This window comes from Pseudomonas brassicacearum subsp. brassicacearum, assembly GCF_008801605.1.
GTDB classification, from domain to species: Bacteria; Pseudomonadota; Gammaproteobacteria; order Pseudomonadales; family Pseudomonadaceae; genus Aquipseudomonas; species Aquipseudomonas brassicacearum.
The window spans coordinates 955,878-975,715 of record NZ_VZPJ01000001.1 but is presented as its reverse complement, the minus strand read 5'-3'; the positions used below and the strand labels follow the sequence as shown (position 1 = coordinate 975,715).

At 60.6% G+C, this 19,838-nt stretch carries 18 protein-coding genes; 2 read left to right on the top strand and 16 right to left on the bottom strand.

Annotation, left to right across the window (positions count from 1 at the left end):
• Positions 1-2: 2 nt before the first annotated feature.
• A complete protein-coding gene (locus F7R20_RS04300) occupies positions 3-1,610 on the bottom strand; it encodes a carboxyl transferase domain-containing protein (protein ID WP_003199993.1) in 1,608 nt (535 codons plus the stop codon).
• Between the two features lie 11 nt (positions 1,611-1,621).
• The gene (locus F7R20_RS04295) at positions 1,622-2,785 is read right to left on the bottom strand and encodes an isovaleryl-CoA dehydrogenase (protein WP_003199994.1); all 1,164 of its coding nucleotides are present in this window, start codon (positions 2,783-2,785) and stop codon (positions 1,622-1,624) included.
• A 210-nt stretch (positions 2,786-2,995) separates the two neighbouring features.
• On the opposite strand from F7R20_RS04295, the gene F7R20_RS04290 reads away from it, so the two are divergent.
• Complete coding sequence (locus F7R20_RS04290) at positions 2,996-4,693, top strand: AMP-binding protein (RefSeq protein ID WP_003199995.1); 1,698 nt, start codon at positions 2,996-2,998, stop codon at positions 4,691-4,693.
• Between the two features lie 1,115 nt (positions 4,694-5,808).
• On the opposite strand, the gene F7R20_RS04280 is transcribed toward F7R20_RS04290, so the two are convergent.
• The 3 genes from F7R20_RS04280 to F7R20_RS04270 all read right to left on the bottom strand — a co-directional run bounded on the left by F7R20_RS04280 (position 5,809) and on the right by F7R20_RS04270 (position 8,315).
• On the bottom strand, positions 5,809-6,708 hold the full coding sequence (locus tag F7R20_RS04280; RefSeq protein ID WP_003199998.1) for a hydroxymethylglutaryl-CoA lyase: 900 nt from the start codon (positions 6,706-6,708) through the stop codon (positions 5,809-5,811).
• 152 nt (positions 6,709-6,860) lie between these two features.
• Positions 6,861-7,262, bottom strand: a complete 402-nt coding sequence (locus F7R20_RS04275; protein ID WP_003200000.1) for a MerR family transcriptional regulator — start codon at positions 7,260-7,262, stop codon at positions 6,861-6,863.
• Positions 7,263-7,385: 123 nt separating this feature from the next.
• Positions 7,386-8,315 carry a LysR family transcriptional regulator gene (locus F7R20_RS04270; protein ID WP_003200002.1) on the bottom strand — a complete coding sequence of 310 codons (930 nt, stop codon included), beginning with the start codon at positions 8,313-8,315 and terminating at the stop codon, positions 7,386-7,388.
• Positions 8,316-8,492: 177 nt separating this feature from the next.
• On the opposite strand from F7R20_RS04270, the gene F7R20_RS04265 reads away from it, so the two are divergent.
• A complete protein-coding gene (locus tag F7R20_RS04265) occupies positions 8,493-9,722 on the top strand; it encodes an acyl-CoA dehydrogenase (RefSeq protein ID WP_003200004.1) in 1,230 nt (409 codons plus the stop codon).
• 39 nt (positions 9,723-9,761) lie between these two features.
• Here the strand turns inward: F7R20_RS04265 and F7R20_RS04260 are convergent, their stop codons facing one another.
• The 11 genes from F7R20_RS04260 to F7R20_RS04210 all read right to left on the bottom strand — a co-directional run bounded on the left by F7R20_RS04260 (position 9,762) and on the right by F7R20_RS04210 (position 19,817).
• On the bottom strand, positions 9,762-10,631 hold the full coding sequence (locus tag F7R20_RS04260) for an isocitrate lyase/PEP mutase family protein (RefSeq protein ID WP_081352421.1): 870 nt from the start codon (positions 10,629-10,631) through the stop codon (positions 9,762-9,764).
• A 185-nt stretch (positions 10,632-10,816) separates the two neighbouring features.
• A complete protein-coding gene (locus F7R20_RS04255) occupies positions 10,817-10,999 on the bottom strand; it encodes a hypothetical protein (RefSeq protein WP_003200007.1) in 183 nt (60 codons plus the stop codon).
• A gap of 35 nt (positions 11,000-11,034) precedes the next feature.
• Positions 11,035-11,676, bottom strand: coding sequence for a hypothetical protein (locus F7R20_RS04250; RefSeq protein ID WP_003200009.1), 642 nt, complete (start codon positions 11,674-11,676; stop codon positions 11,035-11,037).
• Positions 11,673-12,446 carry a hypothetical protein gene (locus F7R20_RS04245; RefSeq protein WP_027912588.1) on the bottom strand — a complete coding sequence of 258 codons (774 nt, stop codon included), beginning with the start codon at positions 12,444-12,446 and terminating at the stop codon, positions 11,673-11,675. Before F7R20_RS04245 ends, F7R20_RS04250 begins: the two co-directional genes overlap by 4 nt.
• 139 nt (positions 12,447-12,585) lie before the next feature.
• Positions 12,586-13,620: an arginine N-succinyltransferase gene (astA, locus tag F7R20_RS04240; protein WP_003200013.1), complete on the bottom strand. Its 1,035-nt coding sequence runs from the start codon at positions 13,618-13,620 to the stop codon at positions 12,586-12,588.
• A 61-nt stretch (positions 13,621-13,681) separates the two neighbouring features.
• Positions 13,682-14,698 carry an arginine N-succinyltransferase gene (locus F7R20_RS04235; RefSeq protein ID WP_003200016.1) on the bottom strand — a complete coding sequence of 339 codons (1,017 nt, stop codon included), beginning with the start codon at positions 14,696-14,698 and terminating at the stop codon, positions 13,682-13,684.
• Positions 14,699-14,808: 110 nt separating this feature from the next.
• The gene (locus F7R20_RS04230) at positions 14,809-16,158 is read right to left on the bottom strand and encodes an APC family permease (RefSeq protein ID WP_003200017.1); all 1,350 of its coding nucleotides are present in this window, start codon (positions 16,156-16,158) and stop codon (positions 14,809-14,811) included.
• 72 nt (positions 16,159-16,230) lie between these two features.
• Positions 16,231-16,983: an N-formylglutamate amidohydrolase gene (locus F7R20_RS04225; protein ID WP_003200019.1), complete on the bottom strand. Its 753-nt coding sequence runs from the start codon at positions 16,981-16,983 to the stop codon at positions 16,231-16,233.
• On the bottom strand, positions 16,967-18,319 hold the full coding sequence (locus tag F7R20_RS04220; protein WP_003200021.1) for a type I glutamate--ammonia ligase: 1,353 nt from the start codon (positions 18,317-18,319) through the stop codon (positions 16,967-16,969). The genes F7R20_RS04225 and F7R20_RS04220 overlap by 17 nt, the downstream gene beginning before the upstream one ends.
• Positions 18,316-18,960 carry an isochorismatase family cysteine hydrolase gene (locus tag F7R20_RS04215; RefSeq protein ID WP_003200023.1) on the bottom strand — a complete coding sequence of 215 codons (645 nt, stop codon included), beginning with the start codon at positions 18,958-18,960 and terminating at the stop codon, positions 18,316-18,318. Before F7R20_RS04215 ends, F7R20_RS04220 begins: the two co-directional genes overlap by 4 nt.
• A gap of 2 nt (positions 18,961-18,962) precedes the next feature.
• A complete protein-coding gene (locus F7R20_RS04210; RefSeq protein WP_003200024.1) occupies positions 18,963-19,817 on the bottom strand; it encodes a MurR/RpiR family transcriptional regulator in 855 nt (284 codons plus the stop codon).
• Positions 19,818-19,838 lie beyond the last annotated feature (21 nt).

The following is a 19,838-nucleotide window of genomic DNA, read 5'->3' as shown; positions in this document are numbered from 1 at the left end:
GTTTACATCCGGAACACGCCGAAGCGGCTCGGTTCGATAGGCGCGTTCAGTGACGCGGACAAGGCCAGGCCCAGCACATCGCGGGTCTGGGCCGGGTCGATGACGCCGTCGTCCCATAGCCTGGCACTGGAATAGTAGGGGTGACCCTGTTCTTCGTACTGATCGAGGATCGGTTGCTTGATCTCGGCTTCCTGCTCGGCGCTGAAGGGGTGGCCGCTGCGTTCGGCTTGTTCACGCTTGACCTGCACCAGCACGCCGGCCGCCTGTTCGGCGCCCATCACGCCAATCCGCGCGTTCGGCCACATCCACAGGAACCGCGGGTCGTAGGCGCGACCGCACATGCCGTAGTTACCCGCGCCGAAACTACCGCCAATGATCACGGTGAATTTTGGCACTTTGGCGCAGGCCACGGCCGTCACCAGTTTGGCCCCGTGCTTGGCGATGCCGCCGGCTTCGTACTTCTGCCCGACCATGAAACCGGTGATGTTCTGCAGGAACAGCAGGGGGATTCCGCGCTGGCAGGCCAGTTCGATGAAGTGCGCGCCTTTCTGCGCGGCTTCGGCGAAGAGAATGCCATTGTTGGCCAGGACCGCGATCGGGTAGCCATGCAAATGGGCGAAGCCGCACACCAGCGTCGTTCCGAACAGCGCCTTGAATTCGTCGAACACCGAACCGTCCACCAGGCGCGCGATCACCTCCCGCACATCGAACGGCTGCTTGGCGTCGGCCGAAACCACGCCGTACAACTCGTCGCCCGAGTAAAGCGGGGCAATTGGCAGGCGATGCTGCAACTCGCCCTGTTTGCGCCAATTGAGGTTGGCCACGCTGCGGCGAGCCAGGGCCAGGGCATGTTCGTCGCTGTCGGCGTAATGGTCGGCCACGCCTGAGATCTTGCAGTGCACATCGGCGCCGCCCAGGTCTTCGGCACTGACCACCTCACCGGTGGCGGCTTTCACCAACGGTGGGCCGGCGAGGAAAATCGTCGCCTGCCGGCGAACCATGATCGCCTCGTCCGCCATGGCCGGCACATAGGCGCCACCGGCGGTGCAGGAACCCATGACCACGGCGATCTGCGGGATGCCCTGGGCACTCATGTTGGCCTGGTTGAAGAAGATCCGGCCGAAGTGCTCGCGGTCCGGGAACACTTCGTCCTGGCGCGGCAGGTTGGCGCCGCCGGAGTCCACCAGGTAAATGCAGGGCAGGCGGTTCTGCTGGGCGATGGTCTGGGCGCGCAGGTGTTTTTTTACCGTCAGCGGGTAGTAGGAGCCACCTTTGACCGTCGCGTCGTTGGCGACAATCATGCATTCGACGCCTTCCACTCGGCCGATGCCGGCAATCACGCCAGCCGCCGGCACGTCTTCGCCATAGACTTCATGGGCTGCCAATGGGCTGATTTCCAAAAACGGCGAGCCCGGGTCCAGCAGCCGGTTGATGCGCTCACGGGGCAACAACTTGCCTCGCGAGGTGTGCCGCTCCTGGGCCTTGGGACCGCCGCCTTGGCGAATTTGCGCGAGCAGTGTGCGCAGGGCCTCGACGTGTCCGAGCATTGCATCGCGGTTGGCGATGAACTCCGGCGAGCGCGGGTTGAGCTGAGTGTGCAGCGTGGCCATGGTCAGCTCCGTTAGCGGGTTTCGTTGAACAGTTCGCGGCCGATCAACATCCGACGAATCTCACTGGTGCCAGCACCGATTTCGTACAGCTTGGCGTCACGCAGCAGACGACCGGCCGGGAATTCATTGATGTAGCCATTGCCGCCGAGGATCTGGATGGCGTCGAGGGCCATTTGCGTGGCGCGTTCGGCGCTGTAGAGGATCACCCCGGCGGCGTCCTTGCGGGTGGTTTCGCCGCGCTCGCAGGCCTGGGCCACGGCATACAGGTAGGCGCGGCTGGCGTTGAGCTGGGTGTACATGTCAGCGACCTTGCCCTGGATCAGCTGGAATTCGCCAATGCTCTGGCCGAACTGCTTGCGGTCGTGGATGTAGGGCACGATCAGGTCCATGCAGGCCTGCATGATCCCGGTCGGGCCGCCAGAGAGCACGACGCGCTCGTAGTCGAGCCCGCTCATCAGCACTTTCACGCCACCGTTGAGTGCGCCGAGGATGTTTTCTTCCGGCACTTCGACGTCATCGAAAAACAGCTCGCAGGTGTTGGAGCCGCGCATGCCGAGCTTGTCGAATTTGTTGCTGCGGCTGAAGCCTTTCCAGTCGCGCTCGACGATGAAGGCGGTGATGCCATGGGGACCTTTTTCCAGGTCGGTCTTGGCGTAGATCACGTAGGTATTGGCATCGGGGCCGTTGGTGATCCAGGTCTTACTGCCATTGAGCACGTACTTGTCGCCATGCTTGTCGGCCCGCAGTTTCATCGATACCACGTCGGAGCCGGCGTTCGGCTCGCTCATCGCCAGGGCACCTATGTGTTCGCCGCTGATCAGCTTGGGCAGGTATTTGGTTTTCTGTTCGTGATTGCCGTTGCGGTTGATCTGGTTCACGCAGAGGTTGGAGTGGGCACCGTAGGAGAGGGCGACCGAGGCCGAGCCGCGGCTGATTTCTTCCATTGCCACTACGTGGGCCAGGTAGCCCAGGCCAGCGCCGCCGTATTCTTCCGGTACGGTGATGCCCAGCAGGCCCATGTCGCCGAACTTGCGCCACATGTCGGCGGGAAACAGGTTATCGATATCGATCTGCGCTGCTCGCGGCGCCAGCTCGGCCTTGACGAAGGCCTGCACCTGGTCGCGCAACATGTCGATGGTTTCGCCGAGGGCAAAGTTCAGGGATGGGTAGCTCATGGGACACCTTTGGCTTTTTTATCGGGTGCGGAGAGTGGCGGAATCGCTCTCACCTTTACGTTAACGTAAGCTTGTGACGAGAGGCTGTCAATCGCCCTTTACGTTAACGTCAACTTGAGCCAGAGTAAGTGCGCTTCAATAGCTTTACCCAAGGCATCTGTGCGTGAGATTCCACTGCTACACCCACTAATAAAGACAAGAGGGGGCGTCATGGATCAACCCGGTTCGCATTCGCAGCTCAGCTACACCCGTGGCTCCCAGGCCAAGGCTTTGCTGGCCCAAACCATCGGCGAGGTTTTCGACCAGACGGTGGCCCGCTATCCCGAGGGCGAGGCGTTGGTGGTTCGCCATCAATCGCTGCGTTATACCTGGCAACAACTGGCCGACGCCGTTGATCTGCACGCCCGAGCCTTATTGGCGCTAGGCTTGAAAGCCGGCGATCGCCTTGGCGTGTGGGCGCCCAATTGCGCCCAGTGGTGCATCAGCCAGTTCGCCAGTGCGAAGATCGGCGTCATTCTGGTCAACATCAATCCAGCCTATCGCGTTTCTGAACTCGAATACGTGCTGAAACAATCCGGATGCCAATGGCTGGTGTGTGCCGGGGCGTTCAAGACTTCGGATTATCACGCCATGTTGCAAGCGCTGGTACCAGAGCTGGCGGAGCAATCGATTGGCCACCTGCAGAGCGAACGCTTGCCGGATTTGCGCGGTGTGATCAGCCTCGATTCCCAGCCACCATCAGGTTTCCTGCCCTGGTCGCAACTGGCCGCCCTGGGTGCGGCGGTGACGCCGGAACAACTGGCTGAACGCCAATCCAGCCTGCGGTCCGATCAACCGGTGAATATCCAGTACACCTCCGGCACCACTGGTTTCCCCAAGGGCGCCACCCTCAGTCATCACAACATTCTCAATAACGGATACATGGTCGGCGAAAGCCTGGGCCTGACGGCTGGCGATCGGCTGGTGATCCCGGTGCCGCTCTACCATTGCTTCGGCATGGTCATGGGCAACCTGGGCTGCATGACCCATGGCAGCACCATGATCTACCCCAGCGATGCCTTCGACCCGTTGCTGACGCTCAAGGCCGTGGCCGAGGAAAAAGCCACGGCACTGTATGGCGTGCCCACCATGTTCATCGCCCTGCTGGACCAGCCGCAGCGGGGCGACTTCGACGTGTCCAGCCTACGCACTGGCATCATGGCCGGGGCCACATGCCCCATCGAAGTGATGCGACGGGTCATCAACGAAATGCACATGGCCGAAGTGCAGATTGCCTACGGCATGACGGAAACCAGCCCGGTGTCGTTGCAGACCGGTCCTACAGACGAACTGGAACTGCGCGTAACCACCGTCGGCCGTACCCAGCCGCAACTGGAAAGCAAAATTATCGATGAGGCCGGCAATATCGTCCCGCGTGATGCTGTCGGTGAGTTGTGTACCCGTGGCTACAGCGTGATGCTCGGTTACTGGAACAACCCCAAGGGCAGCACCGATGCCATCGACCCGGATGGCTGGATGCACACGGGCGATCTGGCGACCATGGACGAGCAGGGCTACGTGCGCATCGTCGGGCGCAACAAGGACATGATCATCCGCGGCGGGGAGAATATTTACCCGCGTGAGCTGGAGGAGTTCTTCTTCACTCACCCGGTGGTGGCGGACGTGCAAGTGATCGGCATCCCGTGTTCGCGCTATGGCGAGGAAATCGTCGCCTGGATCAAGTTTCATCCCGGCCACAGTGCCTCCGAGCAAGAACTGCAGGCCTGGTGCAAGGAGCGCATCGCTCACTTCAAGACGCCGCGTCATTTCAAATTCGTCGAAGAATTTCCCATGACGGTCACCGGCAAGATCCAGAAATTCCGCATGCGCGAAATCAGCATCGAAGAACTGCGCGATAGAGAAGGCTGAGCAAAATCCCCTGTGGGAGCGGGCTTGCTCGCGAAGGCGGCGCCACAGTCGATGAAGATGTTGGATGGGCTGGCCTCTTCGCGAGCAAGCTCGCTCCCACAGGTTTTGCGGTGCACATGGGCTTTGGGTCTGCTGAAGATCCAGTGTGGGAGCGAGCTTGCTCGCGATAGCAGTGGCCCAGCCACATAGATGCCGGCATGTGCCCCGCTCTTGCTCTTGCTCTTGCTTTAGATCTTGATCTGGGGCGCCCCGTTAAACCACGCTGGCCGAACGCAGGCATTGCGCAGTGGGCATCCCGGCATGGATGCCGGGATAGCCGCGCTGGGCCATGGATGGCCCTTCGCGGCGGCCCACGGAGCAATGCCTTCGTTCGGGCACACCGAGCCTAGGCGAGGTGCCGAGTGGTGGGGCAAGAGCGTTTTGCTTACTTTTGCGCTTCTCAAAAGTGAGCCGCCGTAAGGGCGGAACCCTAAGCCGCCATTACCGCAGCAACGGATATGTACTCGATCAACAAAATCCAGGCCACCTGCAGGCCGCCTTCGCGAGCAAGCCCGCTCCCACAAGAAAAGCTCAAACCCCAGACAGCACAAAGGGGAGCCGAAGCTCCCCTTTAATTTTTTCGTCGCGTGCTCTTTTTTTATTATTGAGGGGCGGCCTGTTGTTGTTTTTGGCAGCCGTTGCCCTTTACCGCTGTTTTTGGCGATCCCCATCCGGGATCAAGAGCAAACGTATTTTTTTGAGCGCTGATCTGCTTTTTCGCCTTGCGATCCAACCGATTCGGGAGCTACCTGAAGGTAGTTTTATTGTTCTCTGCCCGGTTGCGGGTTGCTCCTGAAAGCACCCTGAAAAGCACATCCTCTCCAAAAAAATCTGTTAGCTGCGTCTCTGCCGTGTTGTTTTTGTTATGTCAGAGTCGTTTCGTCTTGTTTTTATTGGGTTTGCTGCGTTTTTTTATTCTTGTTATGCAAGAGATATAGCAGGTGGCGTGCCAACTTTTAAAACTCTATATAAATCAATAAGTTGTATTTTTTCGTCGAAAAAGCTGACGCGCCAGACCTGACAAATTGTTTCCGTGTTACTCGTTTCACCGCTGTTACAAGGCCAGCGGTAACACCTCACTGTGCGCTGCGGGCCTTGGCGACACGCGAACCGCTAGGGCGGCCGAGCACGTCGCAGATCTGCCGACCCGCGGCGATCAGGGCGTCCAGGTCGACACCGGTTTCGATACCCAAGCCATTGAGCAGGTACAGCACGTCTTCGGTGGCAACGTTACCGCTGGCGCCCTTGGCATAAGGGCAGCCGCCCAGGCCGGCGATGGAGCTGTCGAACACCGCGATGCCTTCCAGCAGGCTGGCGTATACGTTGGCCATGGCTTGGCCGTAGGTGTCGTGAAAGTGTCCGGCGAGCTTGTCCCGAGGCACTTCGGCGCCCACCACCTCGAACATCCTGCGGGTGGCCCCGGCGGTGCCCGTGCCGATGGTGTCGCCCAGGGAGACCTCGTAGCAGCCCATGGCATACAGCTCCCGAGCGACCCAGGCCACCTGTTCTGGCTTGACCGCCCCTTCATACGGGCAGCCCAGCACGCAGGACACGTAGCCGCGCACACTGACGCCGTGCTGCTTGGCGGCTTCCATGATCGGCGCGAAGCGCTCCAGGCTGTCCTTGATGGAGCAGTTGATATTGCGCTGGGAAAACGCTTCGGACGCGGCGGCGAACACCGCCACCTCTTTTACACCTGCCGCCAGCGCGTCTTCAAAACCTCGCAGGTTCGGCGCCAGGGCGCCATAGGTCACACCGGGCTTGCGCTGGATCTGCGCGAACACCTCGGCGGAACCGGCCATTTGCGGCACCCACTTGGGCGAGACGAAACTGCCGACTTCGATGTAGCCCAGGCCGGCGGCGCTCAAGGCATCCACCAGGCGCACCTTGTCGGCGACGCTGATGGGCTGTGCTTCATTCTGCAGCCCGTCACGGGGGCCGACTTCGATCAGGCGTACAAAGGAGGGGAGGGACATGGGGATTGACCTGTAGTGAGTTGCCAATATATCGAGAACGATGCTGCCCCCTGTGGGAGCGAGCCTGCTCGCGATAGCGGTATGTCAGTCAACATTGATGTTGTCAGTTACATCGCTATCGCGAGCAGGCTCGCTCCCACAGGGGGAAAGTGTTACTGGACGATTTCCTCGCCCTTGATCGTCTGCTCCAGCGCCTGGATGCAGCGTTCTTCGGCGGTGTCGAGTTCCAGCTTCATCTGTTCGATGTCCAGCAATTGCTGTTCGAGCTGTTCCCGGCGCTCGGTGATTTTCGCCAGCATGCTGTGCAGCTGTTTCTGATTGCCGCTGGAGGGGTCGTAGAGTTCGATCAGCTCGCGGCACTCGGCCAGGGAAAAACCAATGCGCTTGCCGCGCAGGATCAGCTTCAGGCTGACCTTGTCCCGTGGCGAATAAATGCGCTCCTGGCCCCGTCGCTCCGGGCTCAACAGGCCTTGTTCTTCATAGAAGCGGATGGCCCGGGTGGTGATATCCAGTTCGCGGGCGAGGTCGGAGATGCTGTAGGTCTGGCTGCTCATGGAAGCGCTCGAAACGAAAGGGACTGGCGCTAAGCTAAAGGCAGGTTGACGTTCGCGTCAAGCAATGACGTTTCTGCACACAAAACCTTGTGGGAGCAAGCTCGCTCCCACAATTTTGATCGCCTAAACCTTGTCGAGCTTCTTCTCATGGGCCGTCACCTGCTGGCACAGCTCGATCATCTGCTCGCGCATCCAGCGGTTGGCCGGGTCCTGGTCCGTGCTTTCGTGCCAGTAGAGGTGGGTTTCCACCGGCGGCACATCGTTGACCGGTAACAGGAAGGCGTGCAGATCGTGGCGACGGGCAAAGCGCTCGGGGACGGTCATGACCATGTCCGTTTGTTGCAGGACCTGGGAGGCCATCAGGTAATGCTGGGAGCGCAGGGCGATCTTGCGCTGGATACCCATCTTGCCGAGGGCCAGGTCGACATAACCCAGCCCGTTGCGGCGGCTGGAAATATGCACGTGGGTCTGCGCCAGGTAATCATCGAGGCTGATTTTTTCCTTGCCCGCCAACGGATGCCCCTTGCGCATGGCGCACACGTAGCGATCTTCCATCAACTTGACGTGGCGTACCTGCGGGTCGGTGTTGAGCGGTGCGTCCACCGCGAAGTCGAGGCGGCCGGCGGCCAGCTCCTTGGTGGTTTCACGGCGCTTGGACAGGAAACTCTCGATCGCCACGGTCGGTGCCAGGCGACGCAGGCGCTGGAACAGCAGCGGCAGGATCACGCCTTCGGTGAGGTCGGTCATGCTGATGCGGTAGGTCTTGACGGCCTGCAACGGGTTGAAGATCCGGCTTTCCTGCACCGACACCCGCAGCAGCGACAGGGCGTTGCGCACCGGACCGATGATGTTCTGGGCCATGGGCGTCGGCACCATCCCCTGGGCGGTGCGCACGAAGAGCGGGTCGTTGAAGGTTTCCCGCAGACGCGCGAGGGCATTGGACACGGCCGGCTGAGTGATGCCGACGATCTGCCCGGCACGGGTCAGGTTGGCTTCGGTGTAGATCGCATCGAAGACAATGAAAAGGTTGAGGTCGACCTTGCTCAGATTCATGGCGCTGCACTCTTATTCTTGGGCTTGTTGTGAGGTGCCGGGTGGCGATGAGAATCAGTGAAACATATATCGGTGATGAATGTTAATACACGCCGAGAATAGGTTAGGTAAATTTTCGTAGCTGAACTAGCATCGATTTCATGACCTAAAACAACCTCTGCCAAGAAGGTGCTGCTCATGGATTTTGCCTATTCCCCCAAGGTTCAGGAACTGCGTGAACGCGTCACGGCGTTCATGGATGCCTATGTCTACCCGGCCGAAGCAGTGTTCGAACGGCAAGTGGCCGAAGGCGACCGCTGGCAACCCACGGCCATCATGGAAGAGCTCAAGGCCAAGGCCAAGGCAGAAGGCCTGTGGAACCTGTTTCTGCCTGAGTCCGAACTGGGTGCCGGCCTGACCAACCTGGAATACGCACCGCTGGCAGAGATCATGGGGCGCTCGTTGCTGGGGCCGGAGCCGTTCAATTGCTCGGCGCCGGACACCGGCAACATGGAAGTGCTGGTGCGCTACGCCAATGAAGAACAAAAGCAACGCTGGCTCGAGCCACTGCTGCGCGGCGAGATCCGCTCGGCTTTTGCCATGACCGAGCCGGACGTTGCCTCTTCGGACGCCACGAACATGGCCGCCCGTGCCGAGCGCGACGGCGACCAGTGGGTCATCAATGGCAAGAAGTGGTGGACCTCAGGAGCCTGCGACCCGCGCTGCAAGATCCTGATCTTCATGGGCCTGAGCAACCCTGATGCGCCACGCCATGCCCAGCACTCGATGATCCTGGTGCCAGTGGACACCCCTGGCGTCAAGATCGTCCGGCCGCTGCCGGTGTTCGGCTACGACGATGCGCCGCACGGGCATGCCGAAGTGCTGTTCGAGAACGTGCGGGTGCCGTACGAAAACGTCCTGTTGGGTGAAGGACGTGGCTTTGAAATTGCCCAGGGTCGCCTTGGCCCGGGCCGGATTCATCACTGCATGCGTTCCATCGGCATGGCCGAGCGCGCATTGGAGTTGATGTGCAAGCGTGCCGTCAGTCGCACGGCCTTCGGCCAGCCGTTGGCGCGTCTTGGCGGTAACATCGACAAGATTGCCGACTCGCGGATGGAAATCGACATGGCGCGCCTGCTGACGTTGAAGGCGGCGTACATGATGGACACGGTCGGTAATAAAGTGGCGAAGAGCGAAATCGCCCAGATCAAGGTCGTCGCGCCGAACGTGGCCTTGAAGGTCATTGATCGGGCGATCCAGATCCACGGTGGCGCCGGGGTCTCCAACGATTTCCCGCTGGCCTACATGTACGCCATGCAACGCACCCTGCGCCTGGCCGACGGCCCGGATGAAGTCCACCGCGCGGCCATCGGCAAGTTCGAGATCGGCAAGTATGTGCCCAGGGAAATGTTGCGCAGCAAGGGCTAGGATCTGGCCCACCACGGGCCTCTGTGGGAGCGAGTCCGCTTACTCCTTGACGCTCATGTACTCCTCGGCCCAGCGGATGTAGTCCTCGGGCTGGGTGTAGGTGTGGGTCAGTTCGGTGGCGCTCAGGTCCGAAGCCTGGGTGAAGATCTGCCGTTGTTCGCGAAGGCTGTCGTAGGTCGCCTTGATCGCGGCGAAATAGGCGCCGTGGCCGTCGATGGTCACGCGCACACCCAACTCGGCCAGGCGCTTGTCGTCGCGCAGCAACGGGTTGCCATAAGTGACAAGCATCAGCGGCACCGTCAGGTTTTCGCTGATCTTATCCAGATGATCGAAGTCTTGCACGCCCACCATGCAAATCCCGTCCGCCCCGGCACGCTCATATTGCTGGGTACGGCTGATGATTTCCTGGACCGGCAGAATCGCGGCGTTGGTCCGGGCGATGATCGCCATTTCCGGATCGACTCGCGCCTCCAGCGCCGCACGAATCTTGCCGACACCTTCGGCTACGCCGATCAGGTCGGTGGATTTACGCCCGAACTGGGCCGGCAGCAAGGTGTCCTCGATGGTCAGCGCCGCGATGCCGGCCCGTTCCAGTTCAACGATGGTGCGCATCACGTTCAGGGCATTGCCATAGCCGTGGTCGGCGTCGGCAATGACCGGCAGTTGGGCCACGCGGCCGATGCGGGTGGCCTGTTCGGCAAATTCGCTGAGGGTGATCAGGGCGAAGTCCGGCGCGCCCAATACTTGCAACGATGCCACCGAGCCTCCCAGGATGCCTACTTCGAAACCCAGGTCAGCGGCAATGCGCGCCGACATCGGGTCAAACACCGAGGCGGTGTGGTAGCAGGTGTTGGAAGCCAGCAATTGGCGAAAGTTACGACGCAAATCTTGATGGGAAAGCCTGGACATATGAGTTCCACCAATGGAATGGAAAGGCTTGAGCAAAAGTGTCAACGCCGAAAGATCCAAAGGCTATCACGTGGCAGGCGCAAAGATGATGACGAATGTGTATGGGTGATGCCGTTATGGCATCGAAAGAAGGCTGCAGGCCCGGAAAGTCTGCAGCCGGGCAAAAAAAGCCCATTTCAAACTATTCAGTCTTCGGTCGGTAGGCTCCAGAACTGCTTGATCTCATGGATGTTTCCGACGTTGAAGCGCGTCGGGAAGCCGGGGAGCGTGCAGTGGATTTCGTTGGTTAACTGCATGGCGGTATCGACCACATTGGTACCCGCCCGCAGTAATGGGGTTTCATCCCAGTCTTTCATCAGGTTATTCATGGTTTCTCCTTCTTTAGTTGTTGGACAGCGAATGACTAGCTGGCGTTGAGCTGTGACAGCGTCTCTGTAAACAGTGCGATCTCTGGCGCAGCGATGCCGGGGTAAAGCGGTCTGTAATTTTTATCGAAACACCAAGCTTCGTCGATCTTGACCAGGTGTTTAGGATGAATAAGTACACTCAATGAAGCGGACATTGACTTCGGGGCGATTTGCTTATGGATTTCCTGTAGTGCAGGCATGTGCAGGACTTCACCTGGCGCAAGTTTAAGTTTTCGCACTTTACCCAGTCTGGGTTTTTTACCTTTTTGCAGCGGTAGATTATCAAGTATTTCGCGTGTAATGGTGGTGTAGCCATCTCCGCTGTAGCCGACTGCATACATTTCAAAGTCGTGACTGTGGTTCAGGTTATAAATGAATGTTTCGCTTTCATCATGAGTCTCTACCGGCGACCAGAATCCCAGGCGAAGGGTGAATGAATCATTCTTGTGCAGTACAAAACCATAGGCGTTATAGAGGCTGTTGCGCGTACTGAAACCGTCTCGCTGGAGGGTGGTATAAAGATGATCGCTCAATAGACAACGGTTTTTGGCCAGTTGGCGCAAGTCTGCAATGATCCTGGTTTTGTCTCGCTGCAGGTCATAAGTGTTCAGTCGCTCGACAAACGTTTCCAGGTTCATGCCGCCAGCTCCAGTGGACGGAGCAAATTGTCCAGGCGGGCGTCCTTGCGTTTTTTCAGCGACGGGACGTAACTCAACGCGTTTTGCGGGTCAGCCCGATAAAGCATCTGGAAGGCTTTCCATGCCACGGCAGGGTGATAATGGTAGATCAGCTCCCCGGCAACCCTGACACCTTCCGGGTCCTGGATCGTTTCGAGTAATTCGAGGCTCAACAGGTACCGGGCGGTACTATTGTCTTGAGGCAGCCAGGCTGTTTTGCGCAATGAGACAGGATCAAATACGTTGATGTCTGCACTGCGGTCGGGGAAATTGATTCTGCCAATCAATGCAGGTTGTTTTTTGCCCCTTTGAGAATAGTCGAATAAGGTTCGATTGCCATCAATGATCAGCGGATTGCAGTTGTCGATGATCGAGGTGTCGGTTTTTTCAAGTTGATGCGTTTTGAGGGTGTATTGCTGGATTTCGAAAGGCTGATCAAGTGCGAATAGGATACTTTGACCGGGCACCGAGTACAGTTGCGAAGAGGCGGTGTTAGATGCTGGTGCCTTGACACTGATATTGCCCACGCTCGTGCAATGCAGCGTGATAGTCCCGGTATGCGGGTTGGTCATGTTCATGATGGCCGCGCGTCGAGACTGTGCCGTGGCAACGTTGTGTTGTATATCCAGATCGGCGATCAATTGTTTGACTTGCGCGGTCATGTCTAATGTCTTGATTTTCTCCGCTATGCGTTCGAGCGGTATTCGTGTAGCAATCAGATTCTTGATCATGAATATTGTCGTTACAGTGGGGCGATGCGCGAAAGTATGGGTCCCGAGTAGGTAAGTGGCAATTATGCAATTGTGGAGAAGTATTGCTGATTAACGAAGTTCTTATGTATTGAATATCCAAGGTCGGGCGGTACCTTGGCTACGCCGCCACCGCCTGTTGCCCCTGCCTGGGCAATACCACGGCCCGCACCGTATCACCCGGTTGCACTTGCAGGCGTTTGGCGGTGAGGCGATCGACGAGCAGCTTGTGGCCATGCAGGTGTGCGCGAGCGCTGGTGACGCGGCAGTTTTCCAGGCGCCGATTGTGAATCAGCCAGACCGGTGCCTGTTCGTCCGGGGTGCCAATGACCAGGGTCAGCATCTGGCTGTCGCGCACGGTACGGATCTTCGACACTGGCGCCTCGATCACCGGGCCGCCGTCAAAGATGTCGATGTAGCCCTTATGGCTGAAACCTTCGGCACTGAGGATCTTCAGGGCCGGCTCGGTGTTCGGGTGAGCCTTGCCGATCACCGCCTGGGCCTGTTCGGTGAGCAGGCAGGTGTACAGCGGCTGGCGTGGCATCAGCTCGGCGATGAACGACTTGTTGCCCATGCCGGATAGCTGATCGGCGTAGCTGAAATCCTTCTTGAAAAAATGCCGTCCCAGGCTGTCCCAGAACGGCGAACAGCCTCGTTCGTCGGCATGGCCGCGCAGTTCGGCGATCAGTTTTTCGCCGAACAGCTGGGAGAACTCGGCCACGAACAGCAGGCGCGCCAGGGACAGCAGGCGTCCGTTGTGACCGTGACGTTGCTCGGGGTGCAGGAACAACGAGCAGATTTCCGATTGCCCGGACATCTCGTTGTTGAGGAACAGGGTCGGGATCTGCCGCTGGATCCCCAGCTCCGGCGCCGAGCTGACCGTCAGCCCGACCCGATAGTTGTACCAGGGCTCGCGCAGCCCGACCGCGCCGGTCAGGGCACTGATACCCAGCACCTGCCGGTCATCGTCTTCGAGCACGAACAGGTAATCGGCGTCGGCACGTTCGACTTGCCCGGCAAAGGTTCGTTGGGCCCAGCGAATGCGGTGGGCCAGGCGCTCTTCGTTGGCTGGCAGGCTGGTGAAGCCGGGACCTGCGCAACGGGCCAGGTCCAGCAACGCGGGCAGATCGGTAATGGCGACCGGACGGACAATCATGCTGCAGCTCCTTCATTGTGTCGGTCCAAGCGCCAATGCGTGCCACGGGATCGAGTGAGGTTCATAGGGCAACCACCCGGATCCGCTCGCCATCCAAGACGCCCAGGGCGGCCAGCATGTCGGGCGACAGGGCCACGGGGCCTTCGGCGTTGACGTCCAGCTCGGCGACGATGGCCCGGTAGTTTCCAAGACGGTCGTTGCTCACCAGGTAACGGCCTCTGGCATCGATCTGCAGGCTTTGCCGGGCCGTGGCGCTCCGACTTTGCGTGATGGTACGGACGTTGGCGATACGGGCATGCAAGGTCGGCCCACCGTCGAAGATATCGACGTAGCTGTTGGTCTCGAAACCCTCGCGCGCCAGGATGTCGAAGGCCTCCTGGCCGTCGGGATGCACCCGGCCGATGCAGGCCTGGGCGGCTGGCGGCAGCATGGGTACGTAGATCGGGTATTGCGGCATCAGCTCCGCGAGAAAGGTTCGGCTCTGCAAGCCACACAACCGTTCGGCTTCGACGTAGGGCAGGTCGAAGAAGTGCTGGCCTATGGCGTCCCAGAAAGGCGACTGGCCGTCCTCGCTGCTGAAACCGACGATTTCGGTGATGACCGATTCGGCAAAGCGCTGGGGATGGGCGGCGATGAACATCAGTCGGGCCCGGGACAGCAGCTCCGATTCCGGCGTGCGCACCCGCTCGGCGTCGATGTGGAAGCCACGTAGCAGCGTCTGTCCGTTGAGGTCCTGGCACAGCGACAGCGCGGGCACGCCATGCTGGATGTTCAGCTCCCGGGATTCGCTGGAAAACGGCCGGTTGCGCAGGCTGTAGAACGGTTCGTTGCACCCGGTGCTGGAGAGAATTTCCGAACAACCGACCAGGCGCCCGGATTCCAGGTCCTCCAGGACAAAAAAATAATTCTCCGCGCCAGGGCCCTGCACATCGGCCTCGAACGAGGTGCACGAGTCGAGGATCTTTTCCTCCAGGCGCGCGGTATCGTCCGGCAGCGACGTGACACCCACCAGGCTGTCACGGGCCAGTTGTTGCAGTTGCGGCAGATCGGTTAATTGAACTGGACGTAAGGCCAGCATGGATTGCACTCCTGTTCCAGAGAGCCCGATGACCAGCACCGGGCTTGACGATCACTGTCGATGTCCACGCGTTGTAACCACGGTTGGCCGAGTCCTTCGGCCGCCGGCCCTCACTGACCGGCCGGATCGGGCACGGCGGTAGGGTTGCCGAATTTGTTGAGCACACACAGATAGATCACGCCCGCGGCGATCCAGATCAGGCCGAGCTTCTGCGCAGCCACGCCCATGTTGTACATGATGGCCGCGACGATCACGAAGCCGATCAGCGGGCAAATCAAGTGGCGAATCAGTTGGCCGGACTGCTGGCGACGCCAGTAATGGTTGATGACGGTGATGTGCAGCAACATGAAGCCGCTCAGGGCACCGAAGTTGACCAGGGAGGTGAGGGTGTCCACGGCGTCGATGAACAGGTAGCAGATCAACAGCGACAGCACTGCCACCAGGTAGATGCTCAGGTACGGGGTGTTGTGTTTCGGATGGACCTTGGCCAGCACCTTGGGCAACTGGCCGTCCCGGGCCATGCCGAACAACAGGCGCGATACCGCCGCCTGCGAAGTGATCGCCACGGCCACGCCCCAGGCCAGGGCCGTGGCAACCGCGGTCAAGGTGGCCAGCCAGCTGCCGGCTGCCAATTCGGCGATTTCATAGAATGCGGTGTCGGCGGACTTGAAACCCATGCCGGCGGCCAGGTCCGTGGCGATCCAGGTCTGCACCACGAAGATCGCTCCCATCACCAGCAAGGTCACCAGGGCAGCCTTGCCGACGCTGCGGCCCGGGTCGTCCTTGATCTCTTCAGCCAGGGTGGAAATGGCGTCGAAGCCCAGGAACGACAATACCGCGATGGACACGGCTTGCATCAGCAGGGCGAAGTTGAAATGTTCGGGGCTGTAAAGCGGTGCCAGGGTCAGTTGGCCGTTACCGGCACCACCGTGCAGGGCATTCCAGGCGTAGAACAGGAAAATCCCCAGCACCACCAGTTGCGCCAGCAGGAAAATGATATTCATCCGAGCGGTGAAGGTGATGCCCCGCAGGTTGACGAAGGTCGCGCTCACCAGGAAGGCCAGGATGAAACCGACCTTGGGGATGTCCGGGTACAGATGGTTCAGCGCCATGGCGGCGTAGACATAGAGCAGCGGCGGGATCAGCAGGTAGTCCAGCAGCATCAGCCAACCGGCAATGAAGCCAACGTGTGGGTTAAGGCCCCGTTGCGCGTAGGAATAGACCGAACCTGCCACCGGAAAGGCCCGGGCCATGCTGCCGTAGCTCAAGGCAGTAAACAGCATCGCCACCATGCCGATGATGTACGCCAGCGGCACCATCCCCGGTGCCTCGGCGTTGACATAGCCATACACGCCGAACGGGGCGATGGGGATCATGAAAATCATCCCGTATACCACCAGGTCTGTCAGCGACAGGCCGCGTTTCAATTCCTGTTTGTAGCCAAATGCCTCAATGCTCATGAGCCGTTTTCCTTTTCAGCTGTGGGGTTGCTCTTGCTTGCTGTCTGTCGCAGGAAACTTGCCGCTGCCGCGCTACAGCAGGGGCGCCAGGTAGGCGCTCCAGGTCCGTACCGCTTCGGGGCTGCGCAGTTGGTCGTTGCGCACTTCGATCAACACCGAATCCAGGCCGCGGCCATCGCCGTGCACCGGGACCGTCATGTCGGTCAGGGGGTTGATCTTGTAGGGCTGGTTGCCCGCCGCCCGCAGCGAATGCCGGCCCAGCCCGTCGACGATGTGCTGGGCGTATTCCTTGGCTTCGCCGAACAGCACGCCCGCTTCCAGGGCGCGCGGCTGGCCGTAGAACACCGGGGTGAAACTGTGGATGCCCACCACGCGCACCGGTCGGTTGGCGGCCAGGCGCTGGTCGATCAACGCCTGCAACCGATCATGGAAGGGATGGAACAGGCGCTGCTGGCGATATTCGCGAGTGGCGTCGTCCAGGGCATGGTTACCCGGAACCTGGTAGATCTCGCTCTGGGCCGGAATGCTGTCGGGCACGTGCAGCGGGCGGTTGAGGTCGATCAACAGCCGTGAGTAATTGGCCGACAGCAACGTTGCGCCGAGGGTTTCGGACAGGCGTTCGGCCAAGGCCAGGGCACCGATGTCCCAGGCAATGTGCTCCTGGGAGGCCGTTTCATCCAGCCCCAGGTCGTTCAGCGCATCGGGAATGAAGCGGCTGGCGTGTTCGCACACCAGCAGCACCGGGTGTTCGGATTCCTCCCGGGCCAGTCGGTAGGGTGGCCTGGTGTAGAGGCCCGATTCAGCACACTCAATAGATTCGTGCATAGTGCTCACAACGCTCGGCAGGTGACAGCGCCTCGGTCAAGGCCAGCTCCTGGGCCTTCAAGGCGAAGTAGGTTTCAACCAGCGGGCCGGGCAGGGTCTCGACCAGCGCCCCGCTGTGGCGCAGGCAGTCCAGTGCCTGGGCCAGGGATGTCGGCAGCGCGATAATGCCACGGGCGTGCCGTTGTGCTTCATCCAGCTCATCGGGTATTTCATCAGTGACAGCGTTCAGGGCCAGTCGTTGCTGGATGCCCAGTCGCCCAGCGATCAACAGCGCTGCCATCGCCAGGTGCGGCGAAGCGGTGGCGTCCATGGCGCGGAACTCCAGGTTGTACTGGTTCGCCAGCGGTTTGCCGCTCAGGCTTACGGTCGGGCAGATGCGCAGCGCCGCTTCGCGGTTGCGCTGTCCCAGGCACGCATAGGACGCGCTCCAGTGATGAGGCTGCAGGCGTTCGTAGGACACCGGTGTCGGCGCGGTCAGCGCACACAGTGCAGGCAGATAGTGCAGCACACCAGCGGCCCAATGCTGGCCGAGGCTGGACAAGCCGTTGCTGCTGGCGGCGTCATGCAGCACCGGGTCCGCGCTCAGATCCTGCAGGCTCAGGTGCAAATGCACGCCGTTGCACACGGCGTTTTCCGCGGTCTTGGGGGCGAAGCTCAGGTCCAGGCCCATTTGCCGGGCGATCTCGCGGGTGATTTCCCGTACGTTCACGGCCCGGTCGGCGGCGGCTACGCCCAAAGTCGGGCGGCAGGTGATTTCGTATTGATGCTGGCCATATTCCGGCAGGAACATTTCCGGCTCGACACCGCCGGCCCTCAGGGCACTGAGCAACCATCCGGCGAATTCGGCCTGCTGGCGCTGGGCCTGGAGGCTGAAGGCCAGGCGATCAGGCTGCGCAGGCGTGGCAACCAGGTTGAATTCATGCTCGAACGCGGCGAAAACCTGCAAGCCCAGTTCGGCGCGATAACGCTCCACTTCGTTCTGCAACAGCGTGCGCGGGCAGGCGTTCCAGGGCCGGCCGTCGGTCTCGCGTACATCGCAATGGATAAAGTCGAGGACGGGCGCCTGGGCGTCGGGGCCGTTGTTGACGGTCACCCGGCTGGACAAGTCCGGCACCAGTCGCAGGTCGCCATAGGCGCCCCAGGGGTTGGTCGAAGCGATGATGTCCTGGGGCGTCAGCGCGCTGTTGGCCGGCACCCAGCCACAACCGGCGGTGACGTAGTGGGGCAATTCATCGCTGGGAAACGAGCGCCCACGGGTCACGCCGATCAGGTCGGTGGTCACCAGGGTCGTGACGGGCAACGGGGCGAGGACGGCGGCAGGATCGAGGCGGCTCATGGCTGCATCTCCTGCAAACGCGCGAGCACGGTGTCGGTATCGGTGATCCAGCAATAGCCCTTGATCGCGTTCAGGCACGCCAGGTGCCGTTGTTCGGTGTAGGTGGCGCAGGCATCTTCCACCAGCGTGACCAGGTAGCCGCGATCGGCGGCGTCGCGCACGGCCATGTCGACGCACTGGTCGGTGACGATGCCGGCGACGATCAAGTGGCGGGTCTGCAGGTTGCGCAGCACATAGTCGATGTTGGTGGAATTGAAAACCCCTGAGGAGGTCTTGGGCAGCACGATTTCGTTTTCCAGCGGCGCCAGTTCGGCGATGATCTGCGCCTCGGGGCTGCCCTTGGGCAGGTGCATGTCCGACAGTTTGTGATCCAGGGAACGGTCGCGGCCATCGGCGGTGAGGCTTTCGATGTGGGTGTGCAACACGTTGTGCTTCCCTTCGCGCATCGCGTTGAGCAAGCGCTGCTGGTTGGGGATGACCTGCTGGCGGGCCCGCTGGATGAAATACTCGGCCTCGCGGGTGTGCAGGTGGGCATCGAATTGCGGTTCCAGCCAGGCGCGTTGCATGTCCACCAGCAGCAAGGCGGTGTGCTGGCAGGTGAACGGCAAATCCCGGGGTGAGCGGTGGGGGAGCGAGAACATCCTTATTTTTCCTCCAACAGGTGCGTGTTGAATTCCGTGCGCAAGGTATCGATGCCTTCCAGGCGTTCGGCCAGCTCGGGGCATTGCAGGGTCAGGCAGGCAATCAGTGCCTCGACCTGGGCCAGCGCTGGCACCAGGCTGTCGAAGGCCGAGATCGATTCCACCGGGGCGCTGATGATCAGGTCGGCCAACTCGCGCAACGGCGAAGCGTAGACGTCGCTGAACAGCACGACGCGGGCGTGGCGCTCCTTGGCCGCGCTGGCCACACGCAGGGCCTGGGCCTGGTAGCGACGGTAATCGAAGATCAGCACCACATCCTGGCGCTGCACGTCGAACAGCCGGTCAGGCAGTTGGGCGTTGTCTTCCAGGGCGAAACAGCCGGCGCGCAACAGCCGCAAATGGTTGAGCAGGTAGTGGGCCAGGAAGCTGCTGAAGCGCCCACCGAAGCAATGCACGTGATGGCGGCTGTCGAGCAACCACTGCACGAGAATGCGCACGTCTTCGGGTTGAGTCAGGGCCTGGGTGTCGATGAGGTGGCGTTGACTGGCGGCCAGGTACTGGCTCCAGGTATCGCCTTGCTGCAATTTGGCCCGCGGTTTCAACAGGGTGCGGGGGGAGCGCAGGCGATGGTCCATGTCACTGAGCAGGGCATCCTGGAATTCGGCGTAACCGCCAAACCCGAGTTTTTTCACCAGCCGCACGATGGTCGGGTCGCTGACGCCGGCATGGTCTGCCAGGCGTGACATCGGGCCGAGGCCGTTGCGTGGGTAGTGATCGAGCAGGGCACGTACGACCTTGCGTTCCGACGGCGTCAAAACCAGGCCGGGATCGGTGATCAGGTCTCTGAGAGGTGGCATCCGTGCTCCTTGCCAGGATGG